The sequence below is a fragment of the Candidatus Uabimicrobium helgolandensis genome, from assembly GCF_041508025.1.
GTDB lineage: Bacteria > Planctomycetota > Uabimicrobiia > Uabimicrobiales > Uabimicrobiaceae > Uabimicrobium > Uabimicrobium helgolandensis.
Window position 1 is genome coordinate 1330220 of sequence record NZ_CP165719.1, and the last position, 17080, is coordinate 1347299.

The 17080-nt window shown below is 35.0% G+C and carries 9 protein-coding genes; 2 read left to right on the plus strand and 7 right to left on the minus strand.

All coding sequences use genetic code 11. The features are described from left to right. Nucleotides 1-7: 7 nt before the first annotated feature. The 4 genes from UABHE_RS04830 to UABHE_RS04845 form a co-directional block, all read right to left on the minus strand. A complete protein-coding gene (locus UABHE_RS04830) occupies nucleotides 8-1630 on the minus strand; it encodes a hypothetical protein (RefSeq protein WP_372369107.1) in 1623 nt (540 codons plus the stop codon). A gap of 10 nt (nucleotides 1631-1640) precedes the next feature. Then, the gene (locus UABHE_RS04835) at nucleotides 1641-2573 is read right to left on the minus strand and encodes an ATP-binding cassette domain-containing protein (RefSeq protein ID WP_372369108.1); all 933 of its coding nucleotides are present in this window, start codon (nucleotides 2571-2573) and stop codon (nucleotides 1641-1643) included. Nucleotide 2574: 1 nt separating this feature from the next. Further along, nucleotides 2575-4422: a hypothetical protein gene (locus UABHE_RS04840; RefSeq protein WP_372369109.1), complete on the minus strand. Its 1848-nt coding sequence runs from the start codon at nucleotides 4420-4422 to the stop codon at nucleotides 2575-2577. Nucleotides 4423-4504: 82 nt separating this feature from the next. Continuing rightward, a complete protein-coding gene (locus tag UABHE_RS04845; RefSeq protein WP_372369110.1) occupies nucleotides 4505-6664 on the minus strand; it encodes an ATP-dependent RecD-like DNA helicase in 2160 nt (719 codons plus the stop codon). 696 nt (nucleotides 6665-7360) lie between these two features. Here UABHE_RS04845 and UABHE_RS04850 point away from each other — a divergent pair. Next, nucleotides 7361-7843, plus strand: coding sequence for a nucleoside-triphosphatase (locus UABHE_RS04850; RefSeq protein WP_372369111.1), 483 nt, complete (start codon nucleotides 7361-7363; stop codon nucleotides 7841-7843). A 2-nt stretch (nucleotides 7844-7845) separates the two neighbouring features. Further along, complete coding sequence (locus UABHE_RS04855; RefSeq protein ID WP_372369112.1) at nucleotides 7846-10530, plus strand: hypothetical protein; 2685 nt, start codon at nucleotides 7846-7848, stop codon at nucleotides 10528-10530. A gap of 554 nt (nucleotides 10531-11084) precedes the next feature. Here UABHE_RS04855 and UABHE_RS04860 read toward each other — a convergent pair. Genes UABHE_RS04860 through lptB form a run of 3 tightly spaced genes read right to left on the minus strand, consistent with a single transcriptional unit; the run spans nucleotide 11085 to nucleotide 17075 of the window. Further along, entirely contained in the window at nucleotides 11085-13547 is a 2463-nt protein-coding gene (locus tag UABHE_RS04860) for a hypothetical protein (protein WP_372369113.1), read from the minus strand. Further along, nucleotides 13537-16119, minus strand: a complete 2583-nt coding sequence (locus UABHE_RS04865) for a C25 family cysteine peptidase (protein WP_372369114.1) — start codon at nucleotides 16117-16119, stop codon at nucleotides 13537-13539. The genes UABHE_RS04860 and UABHE_RS04865 overlap by 11 nt, the downstream gene beginning before the upstream one ends. After that, nucleotides 16086-17075, minus strand: a complete 990-nt coding sequence (gene lptB / locus UABHE_RS04870; RefSeq protein WP_372369115.1) for an LPS export ABC transporter ATP-binding protein — start codon at nucleotides 17073-17075, stop codon at nucleotides 16086-16088. Before lptB ends, UABHE_RS04865 begins: the two co-directional genes overlap by 34 nt. Nucleotides 17076-17080 lie beyond the last annotated feature (5 nt).

Genomic DNA, 17080 nt, shown 5'->3' on the forward strand with positions numbered 1-17080 from the left:
TTGTTCCTTAATCACAAACGCGAATGTGTTTCTTACTGCTAAAGTATGCGCTTGCAAAACATATAGCAGCCATTGCCAAATAAATGAGTAAAGAAAGATTCAAAGCAGTATATGCGCCTTCGCCTCGAAAATGAGGTATACGACCTTCAGTAACAAATACGAAAATAGCAAATGGACTAAAAAGTGAGAAAATACGGTAGTCGCCTCGCGATCCGCCAAAAATATCGCGCGAAAATTCGGAAGCTAATATGGGTAAGAGGCACCAAGAGACGATAATTCCAATGGCAACAAATGCGATTCTTCTGTTTCTTTTGAATACTAGACCTAGCCATGTCATTGACCACTGAATAATTGAAAATATCAAGAACGTAAAAATAAGAGAGTAAATCCACTTTGCCCCGGTAGATAGACGGACGTTGTAATAATTATATCTATGAAATGCTGCTATATTAAAAGAATAGACAATTACAAGTAATGTACATATATATATCGTGAACTTTGTTAAGGCCATTGTCTTTTGAAAAAAGATACTTTCCGTTTTGATTGTTGTTGTCAGAAGCACATCCCAGGTTTCTTGTTTAATTTCGCGTTGAAATAAAGAAACACTTTTCATGGCGAGAAATAAAGCTGCTATCGCAAGGCCAAAGAAATAAATTATCATGGCCATTTCGTTTCGCCGATGTCGAGAGTCGGGAAGGTTACCAATAATGGCAATAGCTATAACGACTCCGACGCCAAAGAAAATTTTAGCAGAAAGCCCCCAAGTATTGTGAGTTCCTTCGCGCCATAGTAGAGGTAAATGGATACGTGGTGTTTTGTGCCTATCCAATTTGAAATCTTCGCGAACTCTAACCGCTAAGGGCTTTTGGTTAATTTTTCGAGGATAACGTATCAAAAGATGCCTTGCTCCTAAAAGAGCAAGTAAAATAGTGATCCAAATAGGGAGTGTGTAGCTCAAAATATCCCAACTATTTAATGAATATCTATCCAAATAAAAATAAAATCCTGGAGGAAATAGCATGATTTCTCCGTAGTTGCTTATATTGGTAAATATATCAAAAAAAGGCAAAAAGGCGTACAGAATAAAACCCCAGATATAGGTTGACATGATTGCTTTAATTGAGGTTTTGCAGTAACAAGAGAAGAACAAACCTATCGCTGCTACTTGTGCAATAGTTAAAAACTGTATATAAAGTGATAGAAAAATCTTTTTATTTGTGAGACCTCCAAGCAAATACGTCATGTATATAATTGGAAATGACATTAATAAAAAATAAAACATTGATAGCACTAAGCCAAGAAATTTTTCAAATAGAATTAGTCCTGGTCCCAACTTGGTGGTAAGGAGTAAAGACAATGTACGCTTTTCTTTTTCATTGGTCACAACAATAGAGCTTATCATGGGTAAAATAATATATATAGCACCTGTATTTGTTGCAAAAATATATTCCAGTAGCCAACGTCCACTTCCTAAAACCTGATAAAGATTATCATAACTTGTATACTGAGACCAGTTGACTAGAAAAATTACATACAGGCATATACCATACAAAACACGCAATATATAAATACGCTTTGTAGAAGCATACTCGATTAGCTCTTTTTGTAGTAGCGGGAGTTTAGATATCAATTTATTGCTCCTAAGCGGTTTTTCCTTCTGTTAGTTTCATAAAAACAGTTTCAAGGTCAATGGCACCTGGCTGAAACATGCGAATACAGGCATCTAGAGCAATAAGGTTTTGAAGGAGTACTTCTGGTTTTAGTTGTTGTTCTTTGATATGAATCTCTACGCGATTTTGTTGCTTTTTCACAGATGTAACCCCTGGAATTTCTGAGATTTTTTGATGTAAATGTTCATCATAATTGAGTATTTGTGTGTGCACTACTTTTTCTACGCCAAGTTGAGTGTATATCTCTTCGAGAGAACCTTCTGCGACTATTTTTCCTGCTTCGATAATTCCGATGCGTGTACAAAGTTCTGATAGTTCGCTCAAGATATGGCTAGAAATCATGACTGTTTTACCCATGTTGCGCAGTTCTTTTAACAATTCGCGCATTTCTATACGCGCACGTGGGTCTAAACCGCTTGCTGGCTCGTCGAGAATCAAAAATTTGGGATCGTGAATAAGTACGCGCGCAATACCCAAACGTTGCTTCATGCCACGGGAAAGAGAATCTACTTGCGCATATTTTTTTTTGGTGAGATCAGTGAGAGCTAACAGGTCATTTACAAGATTTTTACGTTTAGACCAATTAATACGGTATGCTGCTGCGAAAAAATGTAAGTACTCTTGTACAGTTAAGTCGTCATAAACTCCAAATGCATCAGGCATATACCCTATAATACTTCGTATTTTTTTGGGTTCTTTTAAGACATCTATGTTATCAACAAATACTTTGCCGATTTGGGGTTTTAGTAATGTCGCAAGAACTTTCATAGTTGTTGATTTCCCTGCTCCGTTTGGTCCAATAAAACCAAATACTTCGCCAGCAGGTATTTGCAAGTTCATTGTATGAACAGCAATAAAGCTATCATAACGAACTGTCATGTTACTAATATTAACAAAGCTCACATTATGCTCCTTTGTAGAATAAATAACGAAAAACAATGATTCGTTCTTGCTCTTCACGAACAAGGATAAAAATATACTGGAGAGGATTTGTCGTGTCGTGAACAGTTAAATCGGTAGATGCGTCTGATCCTCCACTTGGAGACCTTTGAGAAAAGAGAATACGTTTTCCTTCTGGAGGAGAATAAGTAAATTGAAAAATCCCACGGTCCATGTCGTTTGATTGTCCTTTAATATAATAAACATGACCTTGGTGTATTACATATACACGATCAAATTCTTGGATTTCAGGATAGAATTTCGTTGCTCGATGATTACTGTGACTTCTCCTGTTATAATAACTTTTGTACATTCTTACTGATTGCGATAAGTGCATATTTTTTAATACGGTTTCAAAATTTCCTTCGAAAGGAAAAGGAGTGCCTTGTTTAACAATACGTCGTAAGTAAGGAGACCATTTTCGTAAATTTTGGGTGACAGAAAATTCAGAAGGAAATGCACCTTCATAAGAGCAGTTATCATTAACAACATTATCGCGATAATAATCTATTGACGTCTCCAAATTAGCTTGAATGGCATTCTCTAACTTGTTTGTGATTTGCTTAGGCATCGAACTCATAAAAAAATTAAGTTCGTTGTAACGCACAGTTCTTTTTTGAGAGTCAACATCAACAATAAAAATGGTTTTGCTTGATTTTACATCGCTAAGATACAAACTCGCAATCCATTGGCAAACAAGCCAAAAACAAAGAGTTGCAATTGGAAATGTTATCCACGTGAGAACACGCTTGTTCATTTTCTTAAGTACAAAATACTCTATGGGGCCAACGAAGATTAAGAATAATACAAGCAGTAATGCTAGCAACATTGTCGGAGGAATTTGTATGCTTTTTGGGAGCAAATAGTTTCCTATTTTGCTCGAAGCTCCCCCACTATAATTGCGATAACGAAAATCATTACGCCAATTTGCAATTTCTTGGTAGTAGCTGAGGTTTTCGATTAGATTTATTCGGCCATCAACAATTTCTTTGATTACGCTGCTTCTTATTTTCCATAACCACAAGATCGTTTTTTGCCAATTTAAACTACTAAAATCATCATAAGGCTTTTGCAAAAAATTGCAAATCATTGCTCTACCCCAACCGTGTCTGTAGGTAGTTACAATGTTGCTTAAATTGTGAATATTATTTGTGGAGCTTATTTTTGATATAAAATTGCGGTGATGTTGTTGAAAGAGATTATCTTTGTTGATTACGAAACACGCGCTCCCTCCCATAAGTATCCATTTGTCTAGAGTATTAAGGTGTTCTTCTGTCATAAGCGACAAGAAACTACTATGAATTAGTATTATATCGGTATTGTGATATGCCGTTATAACATTCGAAGGTAGATCCTCTAATAATATTCGCCGATAAGCAGTCATATTTTTCCCATTGCTAGTTTGTGGCAGCAAACTTGTTATATTGCAGGCGCGTTCAAGAGGTGTGTTTTTAGTAAACGTAGTGGTAATGAGTAAATCGACTACTTGCCCTAGATCACGAGAACCTAAATTTATTTTTTTATTTTGTGTTTCAAAAAAAACGCGATAGTAAGAAGTTTTTAGCGGAGGAAGCCAAAATAAATATTTGTTATTTTTTCCTGCTGTAAGGATGATGTCTTTACTACGATAAAACAAAGCATCATTATCGTAAAAAAAGCTCAATTTTCCTTTGGTACTTTTTGTTGTTGTAAAAGAAACTTCTAGCTGACAGGGACTATTAATACGAATCAACTTTTTGTTGATCGTAAGTTTTACTTGTGTTTCTGCTTGTAGCATAGATAAGCAGAAAAGTGCGGGTAACATCCATTTCATAAGACAGTCCTAACTAAAGGAGACGGTGCAAAATTTGGCGACTTATTTTACACTATCTCTTAAATGATGACTTTTACTAAATTCACTGGCATAACCAGTGAGCTAATTTTGTATAACGCGTTCGCGATTCCACATTACGTACAGCAATACCTAAAGCACGCCAACTACCCACAATGACGACCATTTTTTTACCGCGAGTGATTGCTGTGTATAGTAAATTTCTTTGCAACATAATATAGTGTTGTGTAAATACAGGAATAATAACAACAGGGTACTCACTACCTTGCGATTTGTGGATACTAATAGCATATGCTAAGGCCAGTTGATCTAACTCTGAAAACTCATAATTTACCTCCTTGTGATCAAATGCAATAGTAAAAGTGTGGTCTACGCGATTTACACCAGAAATAATACCAATGTCACCATTATAAACATCTTTTTCATAGTTATTACTGACTTGCATTACTTTATCACCTTCGCGAAATTTACCACCGGAAATTTTCTTCTCAGAAGCGTTTAGGCTTTGCGAAAGTAGTGCGTTAAGGTTATCAGCTCCTACTTCACCGCGATACATAGGAACAAGAGTTTGGATATCGTGTATAGGATCTAAATTATATTTTTTACGTAATCTTGAAGAGACAAGATCGACAATCATTTTTGCGCCTTCTTGCGGATTATCCGTTGGTAAAAAAAAGATATCTGATTTATCACTATTGATAATTTGAGGCAAAGACCCAGAATTAATTTCGTGTGCGGTACGCACAATAGACGAATCTGTAGATTGACGATAAATATGAGTAAGACGCGTTAAAGGTATTTCGTCACTCGTAATTAGGTCTCCTAAGAAATTTCCTGGTCCTACAGAAGGTAACTGGTCACAGTCCCCTACAAAAGTTACTCCTGCACCAGGAGGAATAGCGCTTACTAAGTGATAAGACAATGATATGTCCATCATTGATGTTTCATCTATGATTAGCCAGTCTATCTCTAGGTGCCGCTCTTTGTTGTATTCAAAAGCATTTTCATGAGGATTGTAATGTAAAAGTCTATGAATAGTGCTTGCTGATGTTCCGGAGGCTTCAGCAAGACGTTTAGCTGCGCGTCCTGTAGGAGCAGCAAGAGCAATACGGCAATCATTTTTTTGCAAAACAGAAACAAGGGCCTTGATTATAGTTGTTTTTCCGACTCCAGGCCCTCCAGTGATAAGAGAAATTTTATTGGTAAGAGAAAGTTCTAAGGCATTTTTCTGTTCAGGATGAAGTTCTACATTCATCGTTTTTTTTATGTGCTTAATAATTTTAGGTAAAGGTGGTAAATCAACTGCAAATGCCGTACGCATTATACCTGAAAGATAACGAGCAACCTGGGTTTCGCAAAAATATATTCTTTTGAGGTATACAGGATGTTCAGGGTCCTCAATTGTCATTAGTTTTTGTTGCGATATATTTTTTTGTAAAATATCAGCAATAAGAATAGGGTCAACTTTTAGCAATGTATAAGTACGATCAACAAGCATATCTTGCGGCAAATAACAGTGTCCTTGAGAACTTGCTTCTCCCATTGTATGCAAAATAGCTGCCTCTATACGTTCTGGAGAATCTTCGGGAATACCTACTTCGCGAGCTATTTTGTCCGCTGTTAAAAAGCCAATACCATCAATGTCAATAGCTAAACGATAAGGATTATTTTTAATGATGGCAACGAGATTTCCTCCGTACTTTTTGTAAATTTTGGCTGCGCGGCTGCCTTTAATACCATGTGAAGTCAAAAAAAGCATCATTTCATGGCGATTGCGTTGCATTTTCCACGAATTTTCGATATCAGCGGCTTTTTTTTCTCCTATACCCTGCACCTCTTGAATTCGCTGGGGTTCTTTGTCTAGTACTTCAAAAGTACTATCTCCAAAATGTTTAACTATTCTTTTTGCCAATGAAGGCCCTATTCCACTTACAATTCCTGAAGCCAAGTATTTTTCGATTGATTCTTTTTGAGTAGGAAGGATTACTTCAAAACGTTCAATTTCAAGCTGCAAGCCGTATTTTGCGTGTTTCTTCCATACCCCACTAATGCGCAATTTTTCTCCAACATTTGCGGAAAAAATATTACCGACAACAGTAATAGATGGTTCACTTTCTTTGTATGTAAACCTTGCTATTGTAAAGTGTGTCTCTTCAGAGGTAAATATAACACTTTCTAATACTCCTTCCAAATTTTCAACTTTTGTATTGACAACATTAACCATACTATGTCTTTTCTGTAAAGGAATGTGCGGACTACTATTTAAAGTCTTGTAGAAGCAAGGTTATTGTGAATTGTGAAGATTATTTCTGTTTACGCTTGTACATCGTTTCGCGAATATTGTATATCCTACGCCACAAACGCTGACTGCGAACGAACGATTTAAATATAGTCAAAATAAAATTAATCGTATTCTTTTATAAATTCTGAATAACCATTACTTGTAGGATGCTATCCTATTTAAAATTTTGATACGCCCTACTTGGGTAGGTGTAGTTGGTGCCTGTATACACATATACTACGATATATCTTTAATGCATGGTGATGTAGGAGTGGATCGGCACACGGTTTCACACTTTTTGTAATTGATGACAGGTTCTAGTAAAATCTAACCTGTGGATACTCAAAAATCAAGTACAACAAAAATTTTCGTTGACCTAAAACTATTTTCACCTACAATTAAGCAATTGTATAAGAACCTGTTACAAAATTGTAGTGAGAGAAGTGGTTGAAAATAATATACTATATTTTACATAGAAATTTTATTCATCAACTAAGCATTTTGAGCGCGCATCGCCGTAGTTCTGTAAGTAAAGAATAACGACGTTGATGAATAAAAGAGCATGTGAAATGGTAAATTATTTTCCGCCACTTCCCTGAAGAGAATATTTGTAGATGATTTTGAGTCTGGGGTCGCTTTATGGAAAAAGTTTTGTGCTTTTCTGGTGTTTCGGGTAGTGGCAAAACAACTGCTGTAGAGAAAATGATTCGAGAATTAAATAATCGAAAAATAGGTGGTATAACAACCACTGGTGATTTCAATAATGGCAAGCGTCAAAATTTTTGGGTTCGCGATGTTACTACAAATAACAATGTATTACTAGCGCAAAGAGATTTGGTGGCAACGACAATACAAGGCGCTTTTGGCTTTACACAAGCAGGTTTGCAGTTCGGCAATAATTGCTTATACAAAGCACTTAGTACACAAGTAGAGGTTTTATTCATAGATGAAATAGGGCCTTTGGAATTAAGGGGTGAAGGTTGGTATCCTAGCTTGCAAATAATGATGAAGACAGAGATAGCAGACGTTGTGTTTACTTCAAGGCCAACAACTGTCGCGCAAATTTGCGATACATTTTTTCCGAATAGGGATGTCCAAATAATAGAAGTTAATAGGATATAGTTATGGATTTACAAAAAATTATTTTTAGCCTTACTCTTCTAGGGCGTGAACACGAACAAAGAGAAATTGTTGATCGCATAAAACTATTATCTCAAGGGCAGGGAGGCGTTCTTCTTGTTGAGGGATCATCGCAGTACGGGCAAAAAAATATTCTACGCAACATGGTAACAAACAGCGGCTTGCCGTATTATCTTGGTTTTGGTTCCCACATTCCTACGCCGTATGACATATTTCGTTTTTCTTTTAGTAATATTTTTGATGAATTTGCCAGTAATCGTGAAACTAATTTACAAGAAGTCAATAAGCTGGAAAAAGCTATCTACAAAGGAATTATAGGGAAAACAACGCGTAGATTTGCTCGTAGTAATCAATCACTGCAACAAAAAGACATAACCGATTTACACATTTCTTTTTCACGCCATCTTCTGGATGAAGATTTACCCGCTATTTTTTATTGCGAAGACTTGCAATGGGCGGAAACTAGTTCTCTGGAATTACTGTTATTTTTGATTAAGAGTTCTATGAGTATCTCAGCTCCTATTTTATTTGTCATCCAACTTGATATTGAAGATCAAGGAATGATAACGCCTTTTGAGCTTCGAAAAAAAAATGTATCGATTATGCAACAACTTCAAGCAATGAAAAGTATTAAGAGACGTACAGGAATGCGACCGAAGGAGTTTGTTGCCCAAATAGAAAATTTAGATTACACAAAAGCACTTTCTTTGCAGCCTGTTAGTGAAAAAGAGATAGAAAGAGTCTTTAAAAAAATACTAGGGTTAAAGCTTTTTTCTTCTACCTATATCGATGCTTTTTGTTATTTAGCAAAGGGTAGTGGCTTTTTTGTTGGTGAACTACTTTTGTATTTATCGCGCAATGTTTTGGAGTTTCGATCACAGAAATGGAACTTAAAATATGAAGAACACCAAATAACACTATTTGACAGTATTGATTATTTTATACATGCAAACTTAGAAGATTTGGGACCGCAAGCTTTTAGTGAATTACAACGCGCAGCTTTTTTGCACTCTCCTATTGCTAAAAAAGACTGGGCTGCTAGTTCATCTTTATCTTCAGAAGAATTTGACAATATTGCACAAAGTGCTGTCAAGTATGGAATATTGCAATTAATAAGTGATGAACACTATGTATTTAGTCATGATTATAGTAAGTATGCTTTAATTGCAGGTTCATCAAAAGAAGACAAGCTTCACTTCCATACAAACATTGCAGCATCGCTTACAGATGACCATCCACCTTATGTACATCTTTTCCATTGGAAGAATAGCCAAAAACCAGAAATGTCATTAGATCACATGCTTAAAGCTGGTATTGAGAATGAGAAAATGATGGCTTATGAAAATGCTTATTTTTTATACGAAGAAGGTGCTAAGCTATTTCCTGAAGCAAGAGATATGTTTATTGACATTGCTAAAGATATGTTAGAGTCTAGTAAAGACAAAGAAAAAAAGAAAGAAAAAGACTTCCTTGAACCACTTCTTGCTTTGTTGAAATTATATCGTATAGCAGGACTTATCGAAGGAGGTCCGTTATTAGCAGAAGAAGACATGTCTTTGTGGAAAAAAATAATATATAATTACAGCCCAGATAAAACCTTTCCTGAATTTGCATGGCTGTTACTTTTCTTACTAAAATCCTATAAAGCCAGCGTTAGAACATATTTTAAACCAGAAGTCGAAAATTTAGCGCTGCTCTTAATACGTGAACTTTGTCCTGGTAAAGATCATCAAACAAAAGCAATCTTCTTACAAGCTCTTGTTTCTTTTTCTAACAATAATGATCAACGAAATCGTCTTGCTGTCAATATTGAAAAATGGGGTAGCTATCAAGCTAAACAAGGCAACTTACTAAAGGCAGCGGTAAAATATCTCGATAGCTATAATGTTTACTTATCTTGTAAAGATTATTTTAATTGCGCGCGAGCTTTGCACTTGACTATTAAACTTTGCCAAGAAAATATTCACGAAAACCATCTTATGCCACTTTTACAAGTTGAGGCTTTGAGGTTACTTGGAATTAACTACCAAGATTGGTCAGAAGAAGAGAAAAAACAACATGTAGAAGATGAATATGCTCCTAAAAAATACTTAAATTACGCATTACAATCTGTTGCTGCGTACATCGATAGTGGTCGATTTTGTCTAGAAAGATACAAATGTTCATGGTTAGCAATTTACAGTTTGCAGCAAGCTTATAGTTTTAGCGAAGAGATGTATGTTGAAAATGATCAGGTGAAAGAACTTCTCGAACAAGCGAAGAATGAATGGGAAATCCTTTTGGATCATGAGTATGAAAAGTCAGCGTTAGTTATTGCTAATAGCAACGATGCCGGAGCAGCTTCTGTTATCGGTGAAGCAGTTATTCGCGAAGGTTTAAGGGTAGAAATTGATGTTGAGTGTTACAATGACTTGGAAAAAGCACTCGAAAAAATGTCTAAACACGATATTTCATTCTTACTTTTACAACCAGATTCTAAGTTTAGTTTTATGACAACAGAAGAGGCTTTATCCATTGTTGCTTCATACCATGAGAAAAAATCTAGTGGATGGTTTATTCGAGAACATGGTGATCATGTTCAGTTTATCTTTTGGGAAACAACTTCTTCTAAATTACTAACCGCATGCTTATCATTCTTAGACGAAAAAATATTGCGTAGTTATGTTTAAGTGTTCTTTATACTAAGTGTTGATATGTTCTAACAACAAAAAAATAGCAGATTCACCAATTTTATTTGGCGGTCTGCTATTTTTTTGTTGTTTAGGGCGCGTCGACATTTAAAATATACTAAAATAGAATTTAGTCTTGTCTTGAGAATTCTCCCGCTCCTTCAGTAATATTAAGAATTAAAATGTAACACAAGATAGTGATGATGAATATGCGCTACATTGATTCAATGAGTGTTAAAGCGCATTAACATATCAGGTGCAGGAAAGAAAGAGAATACCAAATGCCCCTGCTCTGGTCCTAATTGAGACATTTTATTTTGTCCACATCTCTTATGTACTCTTCTTTCTTTCTTTTTATTTCCTTACTTCACTTCACAGAGTGTAGGTTAAATTACGGTTAAGTCCCTGAGGGGATCGGATACAAAAGAATGCTCTTCTCGATATAACGAATCGTTTCGATTATGAATGTCTTGGGCTCGCAAGCGGGCTCGAAGAAATAGACTACTCAACTCAGATGATTCTGAAATCGCTCAAGTGATGGACCACACCTACTTTTACTTTTTATCGAATAAAAGTAACAATTCTTTTGCTTGTAAATTCCCTGCTTTTATTGCACTTTTTAAGCATCTTTCGGCTAAACGAAGTTCAGTACTAGAATTCTTAGTTTTTGCATAGCTATATAGCAACAAACCAAGAGAATATGACACATCAGGATCTCCTAGGTATTTACTTTCTAGCAATTTAAACATGTACTGTGCTTTTATCTCTCTATACTTATACTTCTCTACGGAACTGTATGTTTTTAGTAAAAATGTTCTTTTTTTTGTTGAAACAACTATTCCACTGCGTAATTTTCCAGAGATCATTGCTAGGGGAACTTTCTTTTTACTTCTTTTTAAAGATCGTAATTTTTTATAAATAAGCAGATCCATTTTTTCTAGTTGTACTAAATCTTTGATAGCTTGATCTAGTTTGGCATCCCACGAACTACTATTTAGTTTTGTAAGAGTCTGTTTATAGTCGAGAATGCGTTTACGTGCTCCTTGATAATTTTTATTAGTTAAATATTCATAGTAACTGCCATTGAAAAAACTAGCCACTAGTGTTGAAACTCTCTTTATTTCTATAGCATTTTCTTTTTCTTTTTGTTTTATGTACTTAGCGTGGCCCGTTCCCATTTTTCTGTATAACGCTGAAATTCGGCGAAAAAGCGTTGATGTTTTTTTGTCTTTGGAAAACAATTTTTTGAGTATAGCGAAATTTTCTTTAGAGAAAAAAGAATTGTAAGTAGTGTCGAATTCGCTATCCATTTTTTCATAACTTTTTTTTGTACTTATCTGCTTCATAATACTGTACAAGTTATCTATGTTCCTAAGAATCTCATCTTTAGAATTGGAAATATGTTGATGGACTTTATCAACAATTGGCAATCCTGCATATTTTTCTAATGGAAATTCATTCCAAATTAGCCAGTTTTGTAGCGGCGTTTTTGGATTTGTGCGCGAGAGATACTGTTTATAAAGAATTTTAGTTTCATCAGCAAACATTTCTTGCTTTAAACTGTTGATGCGGTCTTGTGCTTTTTCTGAGTAGATACCGATAGAATATGTACGTAAAAATTGTTCTAAATAAGTTATTTCTTCTTGGAGTGTTGTAAAGATTTTTTCATTATACTCAGACCACATTACCTCTTCAGATATTTTAGAGTGTCCTTCGCTACCCAGCCATTTCATTTCATCAATAAAATTAGAGTCCAAAGCCCAATTTATAATCAAACTGTCTTCTTCAGTGTGTAAATTAATGTTATTTAGTAGTTCAACAGAGTTTTTGATTTTTTCTGTTTGAAATGATTGGACATAATTTTGTAGATTTTGTCTTTGTTCTAGCAAAAATCTATATAGTTTTTCGGCCACATTGCCATCTTCAAATGCACCCTTAAAATATATGTAACCCTGTTTTTTATTATGGCCAATTTCGAAAGACATTCGATATAATGAAACATACGAACGATATTCTTGAGGAATTTGTCCAAACTGAGGAATTTTGCGAAGCCCTTCTAAGTCTATTTTGCCATGAAGCTTAAAAATATAAGGAATTTGATTTGTGCCACTCTTTAAAAAATTTAGGTCAAAACCTGTCTCAGCAGAACTTCCGTTATCATAGCGATCAATAATTTTTTCAAGCCTTTTTTTCGAATCTGCTAAGGCAAGTAAGTCTTTTTGTAGTAAAGAGTAGTATGTTTTTCGATTTGTTTTCGGAACCTCTAGTTTACCTACACCGTAACCTTGATAATTACTGGAAAGCCCTTGGTATCTTTCGGGAATGAATTTTCCGATAATGAGCATTTCAACATCTGGCTTTTGTTGTTCACCTGAGGTATAGATAAATACTTGCTTTAAACTACCTTCGCTAAATGGGGCATCTTTGGGAAGAGAACGAAACAAATTACTTACAAATTTGCGGCTGTTTTTGTCAAATAACTTTTTCAGGCTTTCGTAGTTGACAACTATAGCGCCATTTAGATCGTCTGGAGCAAGATCAACAACTTTAGAAACTGTAATTGGAGGTGCTTCATATTTACGAATAAAAAGTACATAAACTCCAATTAGAACAGCTAAGCCCCCGAGTAAAATAGGAAGCTTATTTTTTTTGCCAACACCTGTGACAATAGGTTCTAATGATACACCAGTATCATTGTCTACTTTTCGAGCCGGAGGCACATACTCAGGCGCAGGTTTTAAATTATCTTCTGCTAAATCATCAGGGATAGTAATGTCAGCATCTAAATCAATCTCTGAATCACCGTTATTATGATCATTGTCATCATTAATATCTAGCGTTGGATCATCATAAACATCTTCATTTTGTGTGCTATCGTGGGAAAAATCGTCATCTGAAAATCCCAACTCAATAGAAACAGCATTTCCGCAACTTGGGCAGTTTACTTTTTTACCAAAACACTCATCAGGAACTTCAAATGCATGACTACAACTAGAACAAGTACATTTAATTGCCATTAGTTTTTCCTTTTGAATACAAATACGTTCCAACAAAACAATTATTTTCGATTACCATACATACTTTTACATAGTATTTATCTGATTTTAAATTTTCTGTGGGGATTCGAAAGACACCATCTTTATATGTTGTAGAAATTTTAAAAATAGCATTGTTGTTTACTGTATGGTAAGTCGACTCATTTTTTTTATTTGCAGTGAATAAACTTTTTTCCATAGACACTTTAACAATAGTATCTTGTGGAATTTTAACGCTTGATTTTATTTTTAAAGTTAAAAATTTAGTATCTTTATTTTTTTCTTCGATAGAAAGAGCACTTTGGGGATATCTTATGCGTATTGCTGGGTCACCGAGAATATTGTACAAATACCGATGTTCTTTGCGAATCCGTTTTAGATCTTGAAGAGGAGTTCCGATAGTAAATATTTTAGCTCCACCATCTATGAGAATTTGCAAAAAATCAAAACGCGGAGGAGATTTTAGCTCTTTATTAACGTGGTTTACTAGTTTTCCAAGAGTTGTTATTTTTTTTTCAAAAAGTCCTTTTAGCAGTGATTTACCAACAAGAGCGTTAGCATATGGATGAGAAATGCGTGTTGATCCTAAAAAAGCAGCTGGCCCAAAAGGATGTAACAATAATTTTTCGCCTAGAGAGTTTCCATCAAAATATGAATTTGAACAAGCGATAGATACCATAATTGGAGAAGTATTACCTTTGGCAAGTTTTGCCACATCGCGAAGGCCAAACATTTTGTACTTGCGATTTTTATAAATTATTCGAGAGAAACTATCGCGATTACCATGCCCGATGTAGACAAAAAACAATGAACCTTTTTGTATTTTCTGTAATATTCTTTCCGTAAATTTTTGGGGAGGAATAAAGTAAGGAGAGCTAGGATTTGCGTATGCCATGTTTATTTTATATTCTACAGGTAAGTAACTTGCAATGAGCTTTTTGAAAATAAGTTCACTGAAATTGTCAATAGCTTCTCCGAATCCACCTTGACCAGCAACAAAGTCTATTCTTCGTTGCCATAGTCCTCCTTTGGATTCATAATCAATAATCTTTGCGATTACTTTTTTCAAGGTCTGTGGATTCTGGGATGGAATGCGCCCTACGGCGATATGACCATCTAAACTGTAAGGAAAGTCGCTTGCTGTCACTCCATCAAAATAAGTATATACATAATTAGTGGGGATGCCAAAGTTTGTGTCGGGAAAGACATCTCCTACAAGCAGTAAATATTCTAGATTGCTAGAATTCTTTTTATGAGCATAAGCAACGAAGTTTTTTATTGCTTGAGAGCTGGGAATACCATTACCAAAAGTATTATAGATTTGCTGCGGTGAAATAAAAGAAATTTTATGATTTTGTTTTTGACGCCAATGAACTAATGTTGTAAGTGTAGACTGTAAAACAGTAGGAGCAATTATGATGTAATTTGCATCGAAAGATTTTAGATTATAATCTTTTACTGTGGTGATCTTGGTAGGAGTTAAAAAATCTTTTTTACGCCAAAAATAAACACTGCCTGATTGCTCACAAAAAAAAGTGCTTTTTACTCGCTGGTACACATAGTTTTTGTCTAAAAAAAAGTACATATCGTTATTGGTAATTGTTAGTAAGTGTTTTTTACCGCTTAGTAATAAACGACCACGATTGCGAATTACTCCTAAATAACGAATAATGATTCTGTTTAAATAGACAGGTAAATAGGAGCCTGCTGTTAGTTCAAAACGCAAAACATTGTTACCTAGTTGCAAATGAGTCGTTTTAATTTTCTTCAAGGAACTAATGTCGAATTTACCTACATAGTTGTCATTGAGGAATATTTTTGTTTGTCCGATAGCTTTACGCGTATAACTATGAATGAGGTCAATAAATATTTCTGACTCTTTAGGAAGATAATTGTCTAGTGAAAATTGAATCTCAAGAAGACCACTACGATTAGCTTGTTTCCACATCTTATAATCGATATGTAAAGGTGTTATTGGCAAGTTTTCTTGTGGAAAAGAGGCAAAAACATTATTTTGCTCAAATACTTTTTCAATTATGCATGCATGCTTAAAATTCTTTGATGATCTATTCTCGGTTTTTTCCTGCCAACGCAAAGTACAAATCTCGTTTTTAAGCCATAATAAATAATGAGTTTTATGCGGGAAGGTGTTATAAAAATATAAAGCTTTACGCTGTGATTCAGTGTCATTTAAAATACAAAGAGGAATATTTTTTCCATTGTGTTTTAGATGGAGGTAATCACAGTTGAGTTTGGCAAAAAACGGTTTTATTTGGTCGAAATAAATGACATAAGGACCTTCTTTATTAACGGTTATTTTTATTGCTTGGTCAGCGAGAATTTGTGTGTATAAAAAAAATAATATTATTAAGATGGGTCCGTGTTTTGGTTTTTGTATCGTACGAAATATCTCGACTAGTAGGGTACTTTGAAAACGCATGGTTTTTCTCTGCAATTGAAAAGTAACAAAGTTAGTGTAAGGTATAACTAAATTATAAAGGTGATGAATGCGTACGCGTTCTATTCCAAAGAGTTTTTTGCTTGTTGTAAACAAAGCGCTGCTTCCTTATGCTCAGGGGAAAATTTAAGTACTTTTTTAAAGTCAAAAATCGCGGAAGAATATTCTTCTGTAGCTAAAAAACATTTTCCTCGTAAAAAACGCGCTTCGTTGTGAATATCATTACCAAAAGCGGTGGTTAAATAATCAATGGTTTGTTCATACTTTTTGTTGTTAAAAAAGCTGAACGCATTTTTAAGAGCGTCTTCTTTATTGATTTTTTGGGAATCAACAGAGACAGACTCTCCTAAGTAAACATCGCGCACAATAGGACTTGCAGCAACAATATCAGGTGTGTCTTCTACTAAAATTTTTCCTTGGTGCATTACATATACATAGTCGCTAATTGCGAGAGTTTCTTTGGGTTTGTGGTCAGTGATAAGAATCCCAATTCCCTTTTCTTTAAGATCAAGAATAATTTTTTGTAGGTATTCTACTATAATAGGGTCGACTGCAGCAAACGGTTCATCCCACATCATAAAAGAAGGCGAAGTGGCAAGTAGTCTTGTTACTTCTAATCTTCTTCGTTCTCCGCCTGATAAACGCTCTGCGTATGTCTTTTCTAAATGCTTTAAGTTCATTTCATCCAACAGGGATGCTAGTAAGTTTTTACGCTCTTTGGAACTTAGTTTTAGGTGTTGGAGAACTACAAGTATGTTATCGCGAACTGTTAAACGGCGAAATATAGTGGCCTCTTGTGGGAGATAGCCAATACCAATACGTGCTCTCATGTACATTGGTAAATTTGAAATATCTTTATTATCTAATACAATGCGTCCATGATCTGGTTTTACTAATCCGGCAACCATACGAAAAGTAGTTGATTTGCCAGCACCATTTGCCCCAAGTAGACCAATCACTTTACCTGGTTCTATACGTAGAGAAACTTTATCGACAACGCGTCTTTTTTTATAAGCCTTTACTAACTCTACAGTTTGTAAAAATCGTTCCATATTGT

Bases quoted from the DNA above. Each gene is read 5' to 3' on its own strand.
- UABHE_RS04840 (WP_372369109.1), bottom strand. From the start codon at position 4,422: ATGAAATGGATGTTACCCGCACTTTTCTGCTTATCTATGCTACAAGCA.
- UABHE_RS04845 (WP_372369110.1), bottom strand. From the start codon at position 6,664: ATGGTTAATGTTGTCAATACAAAAGTTGAAAATTTGGAAGGAGTATTA.
- UABHE_RS04850 (WP_372369111.1), top strand. From the start codon at position 7,361: ATGGAAAAAGTTTTGTGCTTTTCTGGTGTTTCGGGTAGTGGCAAAACA.
- UABHE_RS04855 (WP_372369112.1), top strand. From the start codon at position 7,846: ATGGATTTACAAAAAATTATTTTTAGCCTTACTCTTCTAGGGCGTGAA.
- UABHE_RS04860 (WP_372369113.1), bottom strand. From the start codon at position 13,547: ATGGCAATTAAATGTACTTGTTCTAGTTGTAGTCATGCATTTGAAGTT.
- lptB (WP_372369115.1), bottom strand. From the start codon at position 17,075: ATGGAACGATTTTTACAAACTGTAGAGTTAGTAAAGGCTTATAAAAAA.